Here is a 19,771-nt window from a genome sequence, read left to right on the forward strand (position 1 = left end):
CTTCACTTTTTCCTTTTTTCAAATATCTTTTCACCTTTCCTCGACTTCAAAAGGCCCCACGCCATGCGTCATCGCGATGAGCACAAGCAGCAGGCGTTACTTGAGGCCACGTTGACAGAGGTGTCCGAGCACGGCTTTGCCGTCACTTCCGTCGCGCGTATCGCCAAGGCGGCTGGCATGTCTCCTGGTACGGTCTATCTCTATTACCGCGACAAGGAAGCATTACTGGAAGCGACTTTCATGGAAGTCGCCCGACGTATCATCGATGTAGCGATCGAGGCGTTTTCAGCCCCGCTTTCCTCTGAAGCTTCTCAATCTTCTGAAGCCTTTCAACCCTCTGACGCGCCTGATCACATTGTCAGCCTCGAAATGATGATGAGCCAGGCTTCCAGTGAAGAAACGCTAGGTGCTGCGACGCATCAACTCAAGTCTGCTCTCGGGCGCGTCTGGCGAGCTTTGGTCAGTCTGGGGCATCGCGAGCCGGCACTGTTCCGCTTCCACGATCAATTTCTGCATTCTTCCCATATGCATGAGTCGCTCAAGATCGCCAATCAGGAGAAAGCCGCCGTTCTGTTGGATGCCTTCGCCATGGGCAAGCAGAGCGGCATCTTGAAGCAGATTGATCTCGTGCTGATCGAGATATTCCTGTTCCGCACGATTTATAGCTTGCTGCAGGGAGAAGGTTGTCAGATTCCGCCCATCAGTGATGAAAGCTTTGATCAGGCCTTTGAAATGGCCTGGGATGCGATTGCGCAGCGTCCTTAGACGCCAAGAGGCGCCAGATGGGGCATGTCACCCACGTTGAAGCACTCGACATCACGATATACCGGCCATTGTCAGACCTTGCCTTGCGGCTTCATGCAGCTTGCTTGCACTGCCACCTTTTGAACCATCGATTACTCAAGGGCTCACCGATGAATGTCTCGTCCCGTGCGTTGCGTCGTGCATCGTCACCCGCCACATGGCGTGGTGGTGCTGCGCTCAAGATGCTTTTCAGTCTGTTTCTCGCTGGTGGACTGGCGGCTTGTAGCGAGCCAGAAGCACCGCTGTCTCGTCAGCAGGTGTATCCGGTCAAGCTGATTGCGCTGTCCGATGAGGGAGGCGGTGTCATCCAGCGCTATCCCGGTGTCGTGGAAGCCTCTGAGCGCTCCAATCTGTCATTCCGAATTGGCGGTGAGCTGCGCACGCTGTCGGTACAAGCGGGCCAGGACGTCGAGAAGGGCGAACTGATTGCACTGTTGGATGATCGTGATGCCAACAGTGAACTCAATAATGCCCGCTCCAGCTTCAACCTGGCTCAGGCGACCTATAAGCGCATGAAGTATTCGGTAGATAAGGGGGCCATCAGCCGTGCACGCTTCGATGAGGCGAAAGCTGAATTCCAGTCGGCGCAGGCGCAGTTTTCGCGTGCGCAAGACCAGCTCAGTTATACCAAGTTGAAGGCGCCTTATGCTGGCGTGATTGCCCGTGTGCCGGTGGATAACTATCAGGTTGTTGCCGCTCAAGAGACCATTGCGGTGCTTCAGCAGCCAGGTCAGATCGATGTCACCTTCAATATGCCAGAACGTCAGGTGCGTGGCATTAATCGTGAGCGTGCCGCTGCTGGCCGTCGCGGAGATGAGGCACTGGCCTGGGTGCACTTCGGAAGTGGCAAGCAGCGCTATCCGGCTCGCTACAAGGAACATGACGCCAGCGCCAGCGAAGGCTCACTGAGCTATCAGGTCACCCTGACGCTACCTGAGCCGCAGAACATCACTGTGCTGTCGGGCATGAGTGCCACTGTAGAGTTGGATATGCAGCAGCTGACCGGTGCAGTGAAGGGACAGTGGCGAGTGCCGATGGAGGCTGTCGTGATGCGTGATTCAGCTCCCGATCAAGCAGTGGTCTGGCGTTATGTGCCCAAGGTGAGCGATAGCGCTTCGGCCACTGACGGAGGGCAATCGGATGATGAGCAGGGCACGGTAGAGATCATCAAGGTGAAAGTGCTGCAGGCGACGGGCAAGGGGATGGTCATCAGTGGCGAACTCAGCGCCGGTGACCGTCTGGTCACCGCGGGCGCAAGCCGCATGACAGCTGGGGAGCGTGTGCGTCCCTGGGTCAAGGAAGCGGGGCTCTAATCCATGGTCGATTATTTCCTGAGGCACAAGGTCATCAGCTGGATGGTTGTGCTGCTGCTGTCAGTCGGCGGTGTGATGTCATTCTTCGGTCTCGGCCAGCTGGAATTCCCTGAGTTCACCATTCGCAATGCAGTGGTGGTGACTCAGTATCCGGGTGCAACACCGCAACAGGTGGAAGAAGAGGTCACGCTGCCACTGGAGAAAGCGATTCAGCAGATACCCAATCTCAAGCGTGTCAGTTCGGTCAATAGTTCCGGGCTGTCGCAGATTACGCTGGAGCTGGAGAGCAAGGTTCGCGCTGATGAGATGCAGCAGTACTGGGACCTGTTGCGTCGCAAGATCAATGACGCTCAGTCCAGTCTGCCGCCGGGCAGTAGTGCCTCTATCGTCAATGACGATTTCGGTGATGTGTTCGGGTTGTTATACAACCTGAGTGGGCAGGGGTATTCACCACATGATCTGGAAGATCAGGCTGATCTTTTGCAGCGTGAGCTGACACTGGTGGAAGGTGTGAAGAAGGTCACCATCGTTGGCGCACGCAGTGAACAGGTCATCGTGGCACTCGATCGTGATCGCATGCAGGCACTGAATATCTCACCCGATCAGCTTGCCAATCTGCTCAATGCACAGAACGTGATCGGGAACGCTGGTCGTATTCGCCAGAATGGCCTGTCGCTTGAGCTACAGCCCAGCGGCGAGTTCACCAGCGTACGTGATCTCGAGCAATTGGTGGTGGGTCGTCCCGGTAATGGTGGCCTGGTGCATCTCGGCGATATTGCTCGGTGAGCCGTGAATACACCGAGTCTCCCTCGCGGACCTATCACGCTGATGGCAAGACAGCGCTATCGATGGGTATCTCGTTTGCCTCCGGCGTCAACGTCGTTGAGGTCGGTGAGCGTGTCGATCAGCACCTTGCCACGCTGGAAACACGCATGCCGCTAGGGATGGAGCTGACCACGGTATATCACCAGCCACAGGTGGTAGATGAGGCCGTCTCGGGTTTCCTGATCAACCTGGCGGAGGCCGTCGGCATCGTGATTCTGGTGCTGTTGCTCTTCATGGGGCTCAAGAGCGGCGTGCTGATGGGATTGGTGCTACTGATCACCATCCTCGGTACCTTCGTGATGATGTCGTTGCATGGCATCGAGTTGCAGAAGATCTCGCTGGGAGCGCTGATCATCGCGCTGGGCATGTTGGTGGATAACGCCATCGTGGTCACCGAAGGCATGTTGATTGGCTTGCAGCGTGGCAAGACCAAGCGCCAAGCGGCGCATGAGGTGGTTAGCCAGAATCGTCTACCGTTGTTGGGTGCCACAGTGATTGCGATTACGGCTTTCGCGCCGATCGGACTGTCGCCAGATGCCACGGGGGAATTCGTCGGTTCGCTGTTCTGGGTGCTGTGTTACTCGCTGCTGCTGAGCTGGATCACCGCGCTGACGCTGACTCCGTTCTTCTTCGACATGTTCTTTCGTGAGGCGCGTGAACGCGCACCGGAAGAGGTACAGGATGCACAGGAAGATCCCTACCGTGGCGTGATTTTCCGCGTCTTCCGCAGTTTGCTGGGCTGGGCTATTCGTCTGCGCTGGCTGACATTGGGCGGGGTGCTAGCGCTACTGGTGGTAGCCGTGATGAGTTTCGGTCAGGTCAAGAATGCCTTCTTCCCCGATGCCTCCACACCGCTGTTCTTCGTCGATGTCTGGACGCCGGAAGGTACCGACGTACTCGAGACCAAGCAGCGGATGATGCGCCTGGAACAGCAGGTGCTGAAAATGGAAAAGGTCAATCACGTCACCAGTATCACAGGGGGAGGCGCTCAGCGCTTCACGCTGACCTACTCGCCGGAGGACAGCTACGCGAGCTTCGGTCAGCTGATTGTCGAGACACAAGACCGTGATAGTCGCGAGGCACGAATGGAGGAAGTGATCCATCTGCTGCGTAGCCAGTACCCCGATGTGGAGTACAAGGTGCAGGCGCTGCAGGTGGGTCCTTCGGCCAAGGCCAGTCTTGAGGCGCGTCTCTATGGCGAAGACCCGGCTGTACTGCGGCAGCTGGCTGCCAAGGTACGTGGTGTGTTTGAGGATGAGCCGCTGGCAGACAGCATCCGTCTGTCGTGGCGTAATCGCGTCAATCGTCTGGAGCCTGAATTCCTCGACGACCAGGCGCGTCGGGTCGGGGTGACCCGTGATGCACTGCATCAAGCGCTGTTGATCAATAGCGATGGTGAAAGTGTCGGCGTCTATCGTGAAGGCTCGGAGTTGATCCCGATCCTGCTGCGCGGCGAAGAGGAACAACGCTTTGATCTGGATACATTGGCCAGTCTCAACGTGTGGAGCGAGGAGCAGGACACCTATGTGCCGGCTGGCTCAGTGATGGGGCCACTCAAGACCGAACTGCGTGATCCACTGATCAAGCGACGTAATCGTGAGCGCATGCTGGCGGTATATGCCGAACCGATGCCACTCTCCGGCGAGACGGCGGCCAGTGTACTGGGGCGTATTCGCCCCAAGGTCGAAGCCATCGAGCTGCCTGAGGGTTATCACCTCGAGTGGGGAGGGGAGTTCGAGACCTCAACCGATGCTCAGAAATCGCTGTTCTCCTCGTTGCCGATGGGGCTGCTGGGTATGTTCGTGATCACTGTGCTGCTGTTCTCCAACCTGCGTCAGGCGCTCGCCATCTGGTCTATCGTGCCGTTGACGCTGATCGGAATCATCAGCGGCTTGATCGTGTTCGGTGCACCGTTCACCTTCATGGCACTGCTCGGAACGTTGAGTCTGGTCGGTATGGTGCTCAAGAATGCCATCGTACTGGTGGAAGAGATCAATGTGCAGTTGGCTGAGCAGGAGGATCGCTTCCAGGCAGTGGTGCAGGCGGCAGTCAGCCGTGTACGACCTGTCTCGATGGCGGCCATTACCACCATGCTGGGCATGATCCCGCTATTCCCGGATGCCTTCTTCTCCAGCATGGCGGTGGTCATTGTCTTCGGTCTTGGGGTGGCCACGTTACTGACATTGGTCGTGCTGCCGGTGGCGTATTGCGCGTTGTTCCGCATTCCAACCAGCAAGCCCGCGGTATCAGTGGTCTAGTGACAAACCTGTGACTTCTGACGTTTGTTGATTCATCGACGCCCGATGACAGTGCTGCTGTCCTCGGGCGTTATGGTGAATGCGGAAAGAATTTGCCAATTCTCTCGCTTGTTGACACGACAATGAACCGTGTCAGGTTCGCGTTAGGGGGCATCGCCAGAAGCGCCTTTCCGTTACACTATGCGCCGCTGGTCGCTATATGCGACCTTTCTGAATCGATGCATTTGTCGAATCCTGTCGAGTCGTGAGGTGTGCCTTGGTCGAACCCCTGAGTGCCTGGTGGGGGCAGCAGTTGGTGTTGTGCGGTTGGGGTTTCAGTGCCGCACCGGAAACGGTGTGGACGCCCGAGGAGGCGCGTGCGCGTCTGACGGCAATGGAAGTTCCTGATGCAGGCGAACTGGGATGGCGTTTGCTTGAAGCCTTCCCGAATGACACGCCGGACCCACTGCACCAGTTGGAGGCGTTGGAATTACTGGCGCTGGCCCGCACCGCCGGTTGGCTGTCTGCTGCGCGTACGCGCGGCTGGCAGCTGCGGCTGCTCACGGCAATCGCCGGGCACTTCAGTTCGCTTGATGATTGGCTGAAGGCACTCGCGCATTCCCGTAGTGACGCCGGCTGGACACGCGGCGACGATGGCTTCTTTGAAGCCAGCCTGGCGCTCTCGCAGCTTGAGCATGAAGACGCCGGCGTTACCTGGTCGCGACTGCAGACAGCGCTCGAAGACATCTCCACTGTGCCTGCCACTGAACTGTGGCCGCAGGGCGAGCGTGATCGGGTGTGGATGGCGCGCGCCATCTTCTCGCCCTGGGTCGGCGGACACGACGTGGTGCGTGACGCGAGCGGACTTTGCGAAGCGGCTGAAAGCGGCTTCTCTGCCGAGGCGCATTGGCCGGATGTGCAGCGTTGGTTGAGCGATACCTGGGCAATCACCGGGCGTGACGAGTTGATCCGTCTATTGCTGTGGCTGGCTGCTCAAGGCCATCGTTATGGCTGGGATATCGATAGCGCACGTCTGCTCGGTGCTAGCGGAAGTGAGCGTGCAGCGTGGCTCAGTGAGCTGGAAAATGACGCTGTCGAAGAAGCGGCTGCACGCAAGGCAGAAGGTAATAAGGGGCCGCCCGCGCATGCTGCCGCCAGTGCAGAACTCGCCGATAGCGCACTCGAACAGGGCCCGTCACCGGTGGCCTATGGTGAGTTGTTGCTAAATTATATGGATCGCGGTGAGCCACTGGAGTTTGCTGCATGGGACTGGCTACGACTGGTCGATCTGTCCTTTGCCGGACTCTGTGCTGGTTGGCTGAGTCGCGAGGAAGGCGAGGATTTCGCTGCCCACGGTGTCGACTTGCTGGTGCGTCGCTATGCTGACTGGCAGGGGGTAGCACGCGCCTACCAGCGCGGGCGAGGCTTGTTCGAAGGCGCTGACCTGATGCACGACACTGACAGTGATTGGCGTCCGCTGGTGTCTTCACCGCTGACACCGCTGCGCTGTCAGCTGCATGCACTGCTGCCTGATCACCTGCGTGAGCGTTCACGGACAGCGATCCGTCGCTGGCGTAGTGATAGTCGCCACTGGGTGCTGGCCATCGCCAGTATCCGTGAGCCCGATATTCTGTATCGTCAGGGATTGTCGTCTGATATTGACGAGCCTCGCCGCGAAGAAGCTCGCCAATATCTCAATGAGACACTGGCACTGGACACCCGTGATGGCGCGCAGGGCATGGCGCGCTTTTGGCTACCTGCGCAGGCACACCATCTTAATCAGCTGGCGGCAGATGCCGCACGTGGTGCCTTGCCTGATGCTCAGACACCGTTTGGCCGTGCTGACAGTGTTGAGCTTGAGCGCCGTCAGCGACTCGCGATATGCCACCGCCATCCGGCCACCATCGTGATGGCGGAGAAATACGCCTTTTATCTGTTGATGGTGCAGGACACGACTGACTTTGTCGTCGAGGAGCTGGCTGAGTGTGCCGAGCGCCTGCGCAGTGTGCTGTGTCGCTTCTACCCAGATGCGCGGCGCCTGCTGGAGGCCTGGGCAGTATGGGAGTCGGCGGTGCCAGAACTTGAGGATCATCCGCTCGCCAATGAGATCCGTTGGCACCTCGAGGACCCCGGTAGCCTGTTCCATTGGCTCGACTGGCATCCGCGTGCATGGGAGGAGCCAGGCTACGCCCGAGTCTCGACCGCTTTACCTCCCTGGCACTCAGCGGGCCGCTCAATACACCCTGCTGGGGTGAGCCGATGGTGGAGTATGGGCGCGGTATCGAGGAACTTAGCGGCTGGTTGGAAGGTCACTATGGTCTCGGCAATGCGGAGATGTTGACGGGCTTTCTCGATTTCCTGCGTGATGCCGGTGATCGTGACGAATATCTGATCAATTACGGGCCTTACACGCTTAACCGCTCGCGCCTCGATAATGAGATTGCGGTGCTTGAAAGCGCCGAGAGAGGCGATGACGAGCAGGTCCATCTGGATCGTCTGCGGCGGGTCAGAGACAATGAAGCGCGTTGCAACGAACTGGATATGGCCGCGTGGGATATCGCTCAGATGGTTGATCTCGCGATTGCAGGTCGTCAGTTGGGATGGCTGGACGAAGTTGCCTTCACGGCATATCTCGACACTGCCTACGACATGGCGCGTGATCACTACGGTAGCTGGAAGGAATACGCACGTGGCCTGTTCGCTGGCTATGCCTTCTTCATGGGGGATACCGACCAGCGTGACAGCTTCCTGCGCGGCTTCCGTGATGCCTTGATTCAGTGGCTGACCGCTGCACCGCCGTTGGCGGGTGCATGGTCGAGTCTCGATTTCCCGGGTGCTCGGCCTGGTCACTGGCCTGCACTGCATTTGGATATCCTGAGCGGTGATGCCCGTACGTTGCATTGAGCCTGATGGGGTGATGCTTATTGGCATGGGCAGTTGGTTCAGCTGCCAGTGATCCATGAAATGCATTCGAGGGGATAGACAGTCCCCTCGATGAGATTTTGCCTGATGCTTTAGTCTATCATTGCAGGCAATGGCATACGGATTGCGTAAACATGCACTACCATCGTGCGAACGACCTTTCGTTGTCATGCCAGAGGTAAGGTGTGTCGCTGGTTTTTTGATTCGCATTTTAGGCAGGCAGATGTTCCACCACAATGGAGTACTTGCCTGCTTTACGTTTTTGTCATGCACCATCTGTTATCGCCGTCCGCAAGCACTGACTACCGTCATCATTACAGTGCCGGGCCCACGACGAGGAATGCTGGATGCGCCATGCGTTATTGTGCTGCTTTTTGATACTGCCGTTGGGTATGGCGGGGTGTGCAAGCAATTCGACCCCACCCAGTGATATGGCTTATTACGACGTTGATCTGCCGGAACTGCCCAAACTCAAGCGCTATCGGCAGCAGGGAGGGGAGCAGCAGAGTGCCGAGGACTCGCAGTTCGCGTCGTATTCAGGGCCCAGCATTCGCGAAGTCCTGATGGATGAGCATGACCGCTGGGCGGGGACTCCTTATCGACTGGGAGGTACCAACACTGGCGGCATTGATTGCTCGGCGTTGATGCAACATGTATTCAGTGATGGTTTTGGCATTGAGCTACCGCGTACCACCACACAGCAGGTAAAGCGTGGCCAGCGTATCGACAAGTCGCAGCTGAAGCCGGGTGACCTGGTGTTCTTCCGTCCTTCGCGTCGCTATAACCACGTCGGTGTCTATGTCGGCAATGGCTACTTCCTGCATGCTTCCACCTCACGTGGCGTGAAGCTATCGCGGCTGGACAATGTCTATTGGGCGCAGCATTACTGGCAGTCACGCCGTCCGATGCCGTATGAAGCGATGCAGATGAAACTGGCGATGCGGAGTCAGTAACGCAATAAGCCAATCGCGCTAATGCTAGACACGAAACACCCGGCCTCGGCCGGGTGTTCTTGTTTTATGAGCGGTAGTTTTGATGATTGTCGGAAGAATGCTCGATCACGAAATCGACGAAGGCCTGTTCAGCCCGTGACAGTCCACGTTCCTGACGCCAAGCCAGTGACAGCTCCAGCCAGGCCGGCTGACTAAAGGAAATGGCGGTAAGGTTGTTTGCCTCGCGATCATCCTCCACCACGCGTTTCAGGAAGGTGGTGATACCGAACCCTCGAGCGACAATGGCCTTGTTCAGCGCAATCAGGTTGGATTCGAAGCCAATGCTGGCGGTCAGTCCATGCTGGCTGGCCAGTCGTTCAACGAAGTCTCGGTGAAAGTAGCCGCGCTTGAATACAACCAACTCCTCAGCAAAGAATTCCTCGACGCTTATCTGGTGGCGCTTGGCGAGCGGATGGTCATTGGAGAGACAGACCACCATTTCTTCGCGTAGGAAGTGTCGGCTGACTAACCCCGTTGTCTCTGCACCTGCCTGTTCTTCGACGACAACGCCAAGGTCCAACTCACCACTGTCGATCATCTGACGCAGTCTCAAGGTGCCGCCCTCGATGACGCTGAGCTTGAGGTCCGGGTAGCGCGCCTTGAAGGCCATCAGCAATGGCGGGAAGTAGTAGGAGCCCAGCATCGAAGAGACGCCGATACGGACTTCACCTTTTACGATGCCATCAAGCTCGGCCATCGCCAGGGCTGCTCGCTGTGCTTGTTCCAATAGTGGCTTGGCATGTTCCAGCAGCGTGTCTCCCGCTGGTGTCAGGCGTAGGCCACGCGATCCTCGCACAAGTAACGGTTTGCCTAGCCGTGTCTCTAATCCCGCTATTGATTGGCTGACCGCAGACTGGGCGAGATTCAGGGATTGAGCCGCCGCTGTGAAGCTGCCGTGCTCGATGACGCTGACAAATAGTTCGAGAGCACGCAAATCGAAAGGCAGTTTCATGAGGGATATATCCATAAGTTGGCCAGTCATCACTTTTGATGATGGGCGGTATCATGTCGAGCTATTTTACTGATGATAACGGGAGCGTCAGACTGGTTGCATTCCCCATGATAATTCTGTTCGCAGGTACCTGATGGCATCCCCCCTTGCTGTAACGTCACTGGCGGAGCATGACGCTCCGCTGCCCGATGCGATAAAAGCTCATGGGCGTGATTGGCGGCGCATGACGCAAGCGCTGTGCCTTGGCTCCTTTCTGGTCTTTATCAATCTCTATCTTGTGCAGCCGATACTGCCGCTATTGGCGAGTGATCTAAGGCTTAGCTCGCTGCAGGCCAGTCTGACGCTCTCTGTCAGTACTCTGATGCTGGCAGTGGCGTTATTGGTGTTTGGTCCGTTATCTGATGCGCTGGGGCGACGGCGCATCCTGCTGTGGACGTTGGCCGGTGGTGTTGCCTGTTCGGGCCTTGCGCTATTGGCCGATGGTTTCTGGTCATTGTTGACCGTGCGTGCGTTGCAGGGCTTCTTGCTTGGCGGGCTGCCCGCGGTAGCGGTGGCCTACATGAGCGACGAGATGGAGCAGCCCGCGCTGATGGCGGCCGTTGGGCTTTATATCAGCGCCAACTCGCTAGGCGGTATCACCGGACGTGTAGCCGGTGGCTTCGTGGCGGAGCACTGGGGATGGCAGGCCAGCTTTGCCGTCGTCGGAGTGTTCAGTCTGCTAGCGTTAGGGGCGCTATGGCAGTGGCTACCACGTCAGCGACGTTTCGTGGCTCAGCCACTTAACCTGGCCAGCATGCTGGCAGGGCTGGGCCGTCACCTGCGTAATCCGCGACTGTGGCCGGTTTTTCTGTTCGGTGGTCTGAATTTCTTCATCTTCGTCAATCTGTACAGTTACATGACTTTCCGGCTGAGTGCCGTGCCGTGGTCGCTTGGTAGTCAGTGGTTGGGCCTGTTGTTTTTGACCTATCTGGCCGGCACCTTCGGTGCGTCACAATCTGGAAAGTTGGCGCAACGACTGGCTCGCCTGCAGCAGGCATGGCGAGATGGTGTGAAAGACCGAGAGAAAGGCGGTGTAAAGGGGAATCAGCAGGAAGGCGAGCAGAGCAGTGAACAGAACAGTGAACAGAGCTTGGCAGCAATGCACCGCACGGGGCAGGCGCTGACCATGATGCTGGGCACCAGTCTGTTGATCGTCGGCACGTTACTGACGTTGAGTCACTCGCTGGTCGGCATGATGATCGGGCTGAGCATCAATGCCTTTGGATTCTTCCTGGCGCATGCCACCGCCTCAGCGTGGGTCGGGCGTAATGCAGAGGGAGCGCGAGCGAGTGCCAGTGCGCTATATCTAACGGCATATTATCTTGGGGCAAGTCTTGGCGGCTTCTGGCTAGAACCCTTCTGGCAAGCGGCTGGCTGGCCAGGGGTCGTTGTCGGTGGAGTGCTGGTGTTGCTGATAACGCTCGGGCTGGCAGTTTATTGTTGGCGCAACGTCGCCACGATTCAGTCATCGAGCTGAGTCAGCGCAAACAAAACGGCTCGCCATTTGGCGAGCCGTTTTTGTATCAAGAAACTAAATAACCTTTTGCCTACTCAGAGATGTGTACCTCGGAAGTCGTGAAGCTCAAGCTCAAGCTCAAGCTCAGGTTCAGGTTCAGGTTCAGGTTCAGGTTCAGGTTCTAGTGTGCAGGTGCATCATCACCCCAGATTTCCTCGAGACGGTCATCACGGCCACAGCCCGAGCGATAGAAGCGGTAGCGTACCGGATTCTTCTTGTAGAAATCCTGATGATATTTCTCGGCGGCATAATAAGGGCCAGCCGCTTCAATCTCGGTCGCTATCCCCTGTGGGAACTTGTCTTTCAAGGCTGTGCGGCTGGCGTCAGCAGCTTTGCGTTGCGCGTCATCCAATGTGTAAATACCGCTGCGGTACTGAGTGCCAGCATCACAGAACTGACGATCGACAGCGACAGGGTCAATGTTGTGCCAGAACACGTCCAGCAGGGCGGCATAGCTGACCTGCTCGGGATCAAATACGACCTTGACCGCTTCGGTATGACCTGTGCCGCCGGCAGACACTTCCTTGTAGGTCGGATTGTCCGTTTCACCTGCGGTGTAGCCGGAGGTAGTGGAAACCACCCCTTGCAGCTTGTCGAAAGGACCTTCCATGCACCAGAAACAGCCACCGGCAAAGATAGCCACCTCCTGGCCGGGTTTGACACCATCACCAACCCCCTGAGGTGCCTGTGTCGGCTCGAAGGCGCTGGCATGTCCCGCCAGTAGCAGGCCGGTGCATAGACCCAACACGTTCAGCGCACGGCGCAGTGATCGGATAGGAAGAGTTGTGTGTCGAGTCATTGTTGCCTCCGAGGCAAGGCTGGTGGCCACACGATTGTGGCCTGCCATTGTCGCCTGAGCTTGTGACACCACCCCTGTGACAGTTGTGCTGTGGCAGGAGTGAAATGGATACGATAAGCCGAATTCTCATAGAGTATCGTGAGATGGAACATGACATCTCTCAATGTTTCTACGCACTCTGATGAGATCCGGATGCCACTCTATGGGAGTAGTTTCCTCCGCCTGATGGAACGAACTGTTAGGGTAGATAGGCCGATATAGCGGGTATGCCATGCCTCAAGGTGCGTCTTATGGCGACAAGATCGTGGCTTTAAAAGAAAAGAACTGCATCCGATAGGCCTTGGCTTACGTAATCAAGGATCAAGATAGCCGCCGGCATGTCACCACATGCTCGACAGGAACCGTACAAGGATATCGCGAGTGAACAAGCCCAAGCTTTTATTACTGGTAGCGATCATCGCTGCCATCGTCATTTTCTTTGCCAGTGGTGCGCAGGAGTACTTCACTCTACAGAGTCTCAAGGCTCAGCAGGCGGACTTCCAGGTACTCTTTGATGAATCACCACTGCTGGTCGCAGGCGGTTTCTTTGCGGTTTATATCACCATGGCAGCGCTATCACTGCCCGGTGCGGCATTGCTGACACTGCTTGGCGGCGCGCTGTTCGGCTTTGGCTGGGGTCTGTTGTTGATCTCCTTTGCCAGCACGATCGGTGCCACGTTGGCTTTCCTGATCTCTCGTACACTGTTGCGTGAGAGCATCGAGAAGCGCTTCCGTCGTCAGCTGGAATCCCTCAATCGCGGCGTCGAGCGTGAAGGCGGCTTTTATCTGTTTACCCTGCGTCTGGTACCGGTATTCCCGTTCTTCGTCGTTAATCTGGTGATGGGTCTGACCCGCATGCGCGTGGTCACCTTCTATGTTGCCAGCCAGCTGGGCATGCTGGCCGGTACCGCCATTTACGTGAACGCTGGGCGTGAACTGGGCCAGCTGGAATCGTTGTCTGACATTCTGTCGCCGGGGCTGATCGCCTCGTTCATCGCCTTGGGCCTATTCCCGTTGATTGCCAATCGTATCGTCGGTTTGATGCGCAAGCGCAAGCAGCAGGCGGGTTTCACCAAGCCGAAGACCTTTGACTATGACATGGTCGTGATCGGCGCCGGTTCTGCCGGTCTGGTTACCAGCTACATCGCTTCTGCGGTCAATGCGCGAGTGGCGCTGATCGAGCGCCACAAGATGGGGGGGGATTGCCTCAATACGGGCTGTGTCCCTTCCAAGGCATTGATTCGTGCGGGTCGTGCTGCCCATGAAATTCGCCACTCCGAGCGCTTTGGTATCAAGGCCAATGAACCGGAAATCGATTTTTCCAAGGTGATGGGCCACGTGCATGACGTGGTGAAAAGTGTTGAGCCGCATGACAGCATCGAACGTTATGAAAGCCTGGGCGTTGAAGTGCATACCGGCCAAGCCATGCTGCAGACCCCTTGGGAAGTCGTGGTCGATGGTCGTGTGATGACAACACGTAACATCGTGATCGCTACCGGTGCACGTCCACGTGTGCCGGCTATTCCGGGGATTGATCTGATCACTCCGCTGACTTCCGATAACCTGTGGGACCTGAAAGTACAGCCCAAGCGTCTGGTAGTGCTGGGTTCCGGCCCGATCGGCATGGAATTGGGTCAGAGCTTTGCGCGTCTCGGCAGCCACGTCACCATCATCGAAGGCGCACCTCGTGTGATGCCGCGTGAGGACGAAGACGTCAGCGCGCTGATGCATGAGCAACTGGCCGGTGAAGGTGTTGATCTGCGCGTTAACTCTACCGCTACACGCATTGAAGTATTGACCGGCAAAGACAGCCAGCCGATGCGTCATCTGGTCGTCAGCTCTCCCGAGGGTGAGGAAAGCTGGGTCGAGTTCGATGAACTGCTGGTCGCTATCGGTCGTGAAGCCAATGTTGAAGGCTTTGGCCTTGAAGCACTGGGTATCGCAGTCTCCGAGCGCGGCACCATTGATGTCTCTGAATCCCTGCAGACATTGCAGCCGAACATCTGGGCCTGTGGTGATGTGGCTGGCCCATATCAGTTCACTCACGCTGCTGGTCATCAGGCGTGGCACGCGGCAGTCAATGCGTTGTTCGGTGGTCTGAAGACCTTCAAGGTCGACTATCGCATCATGCCGATGGTGACCTACACCGAGCCAGAAGTTGCACGTGTTGGCCTCAATGAAAGCGAGGCCATTGCGCAGGGTTATGAGTACGAAGTGACGCATTACGAGATGGGCGAGAGCGACCGTGCGCTGGCTGAGCGTGCGACCGAAGGCTTCGTCAAGGTGCTGACCGAGAAGGGCCGCGATCGCATTCTTGGCGTCACGCTGGTCGGCGCGTCCGCTGGCGAGTGGCTGGCAGAATTCACCATGGCGATGAAGAACAACATCGGTCTCAACAAGGTGTTGTCCACCATCCACCCGTATCCGACGCTCTCGGAGGCCAACAAGGCCGCCGCAGGTATGTGGAAGAATGCTCATAAGCCCGAGGGTGTTCTCAAGGTGCTGGATCGTTACTTCACCTGGCGACGCAATGGGCGCTTCGAGCCCACCAAGACGCTCACTACTGCACCGGCTGCTTCTGGCGCAGCTGAGGCACTGTCGTCTTCTGATACCTCGGTGACGGATAAGCAGTAATCCATAACACAATGCCGCGGCCTGATTGTTCAGGGTCGCGGCATTTTCCTGCCGGAGACACCTCTCATGAAGACTGACCATTTGCCGGACCGCCGTCGTGTGTTGGCGCTGATGGGTGGGTCGCTGTTACTGATCGCGGGAGCGAGCGTGAGCCCTTGGGCCGCTTCAATTGCATACGCCAGTGATGCGGGCAAGGGAAAAGCGGTACCTACACTGGCTGCGCTGGAATGGAATGCCATCACGGAAAAGGCTCGTGGCCAACGCATCGATTTCCATGCGTGGGGCGGTAGTCAGGCGACCAATTCTTATCTGCGGGATCAGGCTGAGATTGCGGCCAAACGTCATGGGATTGAAGTTAGGCACATCAAGATTGCCGATACCGCTGAAAGCGTCTCGACCCTGCTGGCTGAGAAGGCCGCAGGCCGTAGCGACGGCAGCATTGATGCCATCTGGATCAACGGTGAGAACTTCCGTGCCTTGAAGCAAGCCGAGTTGATGTGGGGGCCTTTCGTCTCCCGCTTGCCTAACAGCGAATATCTGTTGGAAGAGATCGGGGCGCGTGATTTTGGGCTAGCAACAGACGGCATGGAGGCGCCATGGGGCCGTGCCCAGCTGATTTTCATGTATGACACGGCTCTGTTGGAAACGCCGCCGCGTTCCATGTCGGCACTGCTGGAGGTGGCACGCGCGAACCCGGGACGTGTGACTTACCCACAGCCACCCAGTTTTCATGGCACTACCTTTCTCAAGCAGGCATTGATTGAGTTGATGCCCGCTGGGCAGCGTGATGTTCTGATCACATCTGTGACAGACGATGCGCAGTTTGCGCATATCACTGCGCCGCTGTGGAAGTATCTAGATGCCTTGCATCCATTGATGTGGGCACAGGGCGAGCGCCAGCCAGCCGGTGCCGAAGAGCAAATGAAACTGCTCGCACAGCGCAGTGTGTGGGTCGCACTGAGCTTCGTGCCGCAAGAAGTCGCCAATGGTCGCAAGGAAGGACGCTTGCCGCCCACAGTAGAGCCCTACATCCACGACGGCGGCACCTTGGGGAATGTGCACTACCTGGCGATTCCGGCTACGGCGCAGCACAAGGCAGCAGCGCTGGTATGGATCAATCAACTGATGTCTGCATCTGCGCAAGCCGCCAAGGCTGATCCTGCGCGCTGGGGTGATGAAACGGTGCTTGATGTCGCGCGCCTGCCTGCTGAGCAGCGCATGGCCTTCGATGAACTGCCCAGCCTGCCGGGTAGCATGAGCCCCGAGGCACTAGGCACGCCATTGAGTGAACCTCACCCCAACTGGACTGATGCGCTGGAGGCCGAGTGGGCGCGACGCTATCGCAACTGATACAGCTGATTACCGGCAGGCGACGCGCTGAGTCCGGTACAGCATCGCTATCGCTGACACCGGCCCGCGTACTGCGCTGGCTGGTACTGCTGCTGCTGCTCGGTCCCACGGCATTGGGGTTGGCCGGATTGGTCGCGCCTGCCTTTGGTCTATGGCCGACGCTTGGGTTCGAGAATATTTCCGGCGTTGCCTGGCAGCGATGGTGGGCTTTGCCTGGCTTGGCTGATGGTTTTCGCCTGACATTGATCAGCGGAATCGGCGGAACCCTGCTGGCGATATTGCTGACGCTGGGGTGGCTATCCGCTGCTGCGGGTACGCCCTTTGGAGAGCGACTCGAACGACTGTTGGCACCGGTGTTGGCAATGCCGCACTTGGCGCTGGCGCTGGGCTTGCTGTGGCTGGCTGCGCCGAGTGGCGTACTGATGCGCTTGTTGCTGGCACCCTTCGAGGTGCTGGTACCCCCTCAATTCCCACTGCCCGATGCTCACGGCATTACGCTGGCGATCGGGTTGGCCTTGAAAGAAGCCCCATTTCTGATGCTGATGGCCCAGACGGCGCTGTCACGCTTGCCGGTAACGGCTCAGATGCAGGCTGGTCAGGCGCTCGGTTACAGTCTCCCGCAACTGCGCTGGCGCATCCTCATGCCCCAAGTCATGCGTGCGATTGCCTTGCCTATCGGCGCGGTACTGGCCTATTCGCTGGCGGTAGTGGATGTCGCGCAAGTGCTTGGCCCAACGCGTACCCCGACACTGGCAGTGCGCTTGGTAGAGCTATGGCGCGACAGTGATCCGACCGCGCGCTTGCCAGCTAGTGTTGGTGCGCTCGTCTTGGCGCTGTTGGTAATTGTGACGATGGCCCTGGGGGCCGCGCTAGGGCGTCAGCTGCTGAATTGGCATCGTGACTGGACGCTGAATACCCCCCCACCTGGGATGCCTGACGTACCTGGTTCATCCGGTTCAGCACGCGTAGACAGTATTGGGCGCGCAATTCGCGTGATGCTGGGCATCGTGACGGTGATATCGCTGCTGGCCTTTGCGGTGATTGCACTGCAATCGCTCGCCAGAGTCTGGTTCTTTCCATCACTGCTACCTACTCGCTGGGGGCTGGAGAGCTGGCAGCAGGCCCTGGCTGGGCTGGGCGATGCTTTCACCAATAGTCTGTGGCTGGCAGTTCTGGTCGCCACCTTGTCCGTCATTCTCAGTATCGCGGTATTCGAGCGTGAACGGGAGAGCGGGCGCTTGCGTGGCTTTATCGTCTGCCTCTATCTGCCGCTGCTATTGCCGCAGGCAAGCTTTCTGTTCGGGTTTCAGGTCGGTTGGTTGAGTCTGGGGGCTAACCCCGGCTGGCCGGGCGTGGTGATCGGTCACCTGCTATTTGCGCTGCCCTATGCCTGGCTGACGCTGGCGGGTCCATGGGCACGCTTTGATGTTCGGTTGGAGCAGGCAGCGCGCCTGTTGGGCAGTTCGCGACTTGAGGTCCTGATCGGCATTCGCCTGCGCTTGATGCTGCGGCCATTGGCAATCAGTTGGGCCGTTGCCTTCGCCGTCAGCATTGCCCAGTACGTACCCACAGTGGTGCTAGGCGGTGGACGCGTCCCGACACTGACTACCGAGACGTTGGCATTGGCGACAGGCGCTGATCCTCGTCTGACGGCAGTCGCTGCCTGCCTGCAAGCTTGCTTGCCGTTGTTGATCTTCTTACTGGCGCGCTGGGTGCCCGCAGGCCGCGCCGTGACACCGACACGTGGCTGACGTGGTGCAGCACCCTGTATTGCACAACGACGTGGCGCAAAGACCTGATCCGCCAATGATCCATTGTCAGATTCATCGATTCACTAACATGGGAGCGGAGCATGCTGGATAAGTGGACCTCACGCTGGGTACAGCCGCCATTGAAACGTCTGGCGTGTAGCGCGGCAGCGCGCGGTCTGCACCCTGACCAGCTGACGATTGCCGGCTTCGTGATCGGCATCACTGCTTTGCCGCTGCTCGCCTTCGGACATTTCGGGCTGGCACTGATCGCTATCCTGATCAATCGCGTGGTGGATGGGCTGGATGGTGCGCTGGCGCGTCATGCCGGATTGAGCTCTGATGCCGGTGGTTTCCTGGATATCTGTCTCGATTTCCTGTTCTACGCCGGTGTGGTCGTCGGTTTTGCGCTGGCTGATCCCACCGCCAATGCAATGGCCGCGGTAGTGTTGTTGTTTGCGTTTGTTGGCACGGGTTCCAGCTTTCTGGCCTTTGCCATCATGGCGGCCAAGCACCAGATAGAGCGGCCAAATTTCACCCGCAAGGCCTTCTACTATCTGGACGGTCTGACCGAAGGCACTGAAACCATCGGCTTCTTCGTCTTGGTCTGTTTGATGCCTCATCACTTCGCACTACTGGCGTGGATATTTGCCGCAGCTTGCATCCTGACCACGCTAACGCGCGTATGGGGAGGGTATGTCACCTTGCGGGCGCAAGACTGAAACATGGTCTTCGCCTGACGGTGGAATCGCATTCATCACGGCCGGCGCCAATGCCTTCGCCTGCTGTCTTTACGGAGTCTGTCCATGTCGCTGATTACTCGTCTTAGCTCTGCCATCTCGGTGTCTCATGGCTCAGTGCCGACTGCTCTGCTGCTCGCTGGTGGTCTGATGGCTGCGTCGTTGTCCCCTGTTGCCACTGCTGCTGACAAGGTTTACACGCCCGCGCAGATTCTGGCGTGGGGAGAGAAGACCTTCGAAGGTCATACCGCGTATCGTGTGGTCGAGCGTGACGGGGCTCCTGCTCTGGAAGCCAAGGCTCAAGGCCAGGCCTCGGCACGCTTTCTTGAAGAAGATATTTCTCTGGATGATACGCCCTATCTGAAGTGGTGCTGGCAGGTGGAAAGCATCTATCCGGCACTGGATGAGAAGACCAAGAATGGTGACGACTATCCGGCGCGCCTGTACGTGGTCAACAAGACCGGCATCCTGCCGTGGCAGGTCGAGGCGATCAATTACGTCTGGTCCAGCAACGAGCCCAAGGACAGTCATTGGGACAATGCCTTTACTGACCGCGCCGTTTTGCTGGCGGTAGAGTCGGGGGCAGACAAGGTGGGGCAGTGGGTGCCAGAGGTCCGCGATCTGCGTGCTGACTATTCGCGTCTGTTTGGTAGCAAGCCGAGCGAGATTGCCGGACTTGCCTTGATGGCAGATGGCGATAATGCAGGGGGGGATGCCACAGCGTATTTTCGTGGCCTCAGCCTCTCAAGCGATGCGACACCGCCGCAGTGCAATGGCTAGTCGGTCAATCGGTTGAGAATAAATAGATAGACACAAAAAAGCCCCGCGACTGATTGCTCAGTGGCGGGGCTTTCGGTTCAG

15 protein-coding genes are annotated in these 19,771 nt (G+C 57.9%); 13 read left to right on the plus strand and 2 right to left on the minus strand.

Annotated elements, in window-relative coordinates; genetic code table 11:
• Nucleotides 1-63: 63 nt before the first annotated feature.
• The 7 genes from BF12_RS0104230 (at nucleotide 64) to BF12_RS18645 (ending at nucleotide 9,054) form a co-directional block, all read left to right on the plus strand.
• Nucleotides 64-765 carry a TetR/AcrR family transcriptional regulator gene (locus BF12_RS0104230; protein WP_024951189.1) on the plus strand — a complete coding sequence of 234 codons (702 nt, stop codon included), beginning with the start codon at nucleotides 64-66 and terminating at the stop codon, nucleotides 763-765.
• 149 nt (nucleotides 766-914) lie between these two features.
• Nucleotides 915-2,117, plus strand: a complete 1,203-nt coding sequence (locus BF12_RS0104235) for an efflux RND transporter periplasmic adaptor subunit (RefSeq protein WP_024951190.1) — start codon at nucleotides 915-917, stop codon at nucleotides 2,115-2,117.
• Between the two features lie 3 nt (nucleotides 2,118-2,120).
• The gene (locus tag BF12_RS23090) at nucleotides 2,121-2,903 is read left to right on the plus strand and encodes an efflux RND transporter permease subunit (protein ID WP_282705481.1); all 783 of its coding nucleotides are present in this window, start codon (nucleotides 2,121-2,123) and stop codon (nucleotides 2,901-2,903) included.
• A complete protein-coding gene (locus tag BF12_RS18635; RefSeq protein WP_282705482.1) occupies nucleotides 2,900-5,200 on the plus strand; it encodes an efflux RND transporter permease subunit in 2,301 nt (766 codons plus the stop codon). The genes BF12_RS23090 and BF12_RS18635 overlap by 4 nt, the downstream gene beginning before the upstream one ends.
• A 256-nt stretch (nucleotides 5,201-5,456) precedes the next feature.
• Nucleotides 5,457-7,520, plus strand: a complete 2,064-nt coding sequence (locus tag BF12_RS18640; RefSeq protein WP_248623619.1) for a DUF1266 domain-containing protein — start codon at nucleotides 5,457-5,459, stop codon at nucleotides 7,518-7,520.
• The gene (locus tag BF12_RS22675; RefSeq protein WP_248623620.1) at nucleotides 7,439-8,083 is read left to right on the plus strand and encodes a DUF1266 domain-containing protein; all 645 of its coding nucleotides are present in this window, start codon (nucleotides 7,439-7,441) and stop codon (nucleotides 8,081-8,083) included. The genes BF12_RS18640 and BF12_RS22675 overlap by 82 nt, the downstream gene beginning before the upstream one ends.
• 365 nt (nucleotides 8,084-8,448) lie before the next feature.
• Nucleotides 8,449-9,054 carry a C40 family peptidase gene (locus BF12_RS18645; RefSeq protein ID WP_024951191.1) on the plus strand — a complete coding sequence of 202 codons (606 nt, stop codon included), beginning with the start codon at nucleotides 8,449-8,451 and terminating at the stop codon, nucleotides 9,052-9,054.
• A 64-nt stretch (nucleotides 9,055-9,118) separates the two neighbouring features.
• Here the strand turns inward: BF12_RS18645 and BF12_RS0104255 are convergent, their stop codons facing one another.
• Complete coding sequence (locus tag BF12_RS0104255) at nucleotides 9,119-10,045, minus strand: LysR family transcriptional regulator (RefSeq protein ID WP_024951192.1); 927 nt, start codon at nucleotides 10,043-10,045, stop codon at nucleotides 9,119-9,121.
• A gap of 133 nt (nucleotides 10,046-10,178) precedes the next feature.
• Between BF12_RS0104255 and BF12_RS0104260 the strand changes: the two genes are divergently transcribed.
• Entirely contained in the window at nucleotides 10,179-11,561 is a 1,383-nt protein-coding gene (locus BF12_RS0104260) for an MFS transporter (protein WP_051510734.1), read from the plus strand.
• Nucleotides 11,562-11,721: 160 nt separating this feature from the next.
• Here the strand turns inward: BF12_RS0104260 and msrA are convergent, their stop codons facing one another.
• Nucleotides 11,722-12,399, minus strand: a complete 678-nt coding sequence (gene msrA, locus BF12_RS0104270; protein ID WP_084487973.1) for a peptide-methionine (S)-S-oxide reductase MsrA — start codon at nucleotides 12,397-12,399, stop codon at nucleotides 11,722-11,724.
• A gap of 420 nt (nucleotides 12,400-12,819) precedes the next feature.
• On the opposite strand from msrA, the gene BF12_RS0104275 reads away from it, so the two are divergent.
• The 5 genes from BF12_RS0104275 (at nucleotide 12,820) to BF12_RS0104295 (ending at nucleotide 19,690) form a co-directional block, all read left to right on the plus strand.
• Entirely contained in the window at nucleotides 12,820-15,072 is a 2,253-nt protein-coding gene (locus BF12_RS0104275; protein WP_024951195.1) for a dihydrolipoyl dehydrogenase family protein, read from the plus strand.
• 66 nt (nucleotides 15,073-15,138) lie between these two features.
• Nucleotides 15,139-16,422, plus strand: a complete 1,284-nt coding sequence (locus BF12_RS0104280) for an ABC transporter substrate-binding protein (RefSeq protein WP_024951196.1) — start codon at nucleotides 15,139-15,141, stop codon at nucleotides 16,420-16,422.
• A complete protein-coding gene (locus BF12_RS0104285) occupies nucleotides 16,398-18,173 on the plus strand; it encodes an ABC transporter permease (RefSeq protein ID WP_024951197.1) in 1,776 nt (591 codons plus the stop codon). Before BF12_RS0104280 ends, BF12_RS0104285 begins: the two co-directional genes overlap by 25 nt.
• Before the next feature lie 101 nt (nucleotides 18,174-18,274).
• Nucleotides 18,275-18,892 (plus strand): CDP-alcohol phosphatidyltransferase family protein, encoded by a 618-nt coding sequence (locus BF12_RS0104290; protein WP_024951198.1) that lies wholly within the window; start codon nucleotides 18,275-18,277, stop codon nucleotides 18,890-18,892.
• A gap of 84 nt (nucleotides 18,893-18,976) precedes the next feature.
• On the plus strand, nucleotides 18,977-19,690 hold the full coding sequence (locus BF12_RS0104295) for a DUF3047 domain-containing protein (RefSeq protein WP_024951199.1): 714 nt from the start codon (nucleotides 18,977-18,979) through the stop codon (nucleotides 19,688-19,690).
• The last annotated feature ends 81 nt before the right edge of the window (nucleotides 19,691-19,771 follow it).

This window comes from Cobetia crustatorum, from assembly GCF_000591415.1.
Taxonomy (GTDB): domain Bacteria; phylum Pseudomonadota; class Gammaproteobacteria; order Pseudomonadales; family Halomonadaceae; genus Cobetia; species Cobetia crustatorum.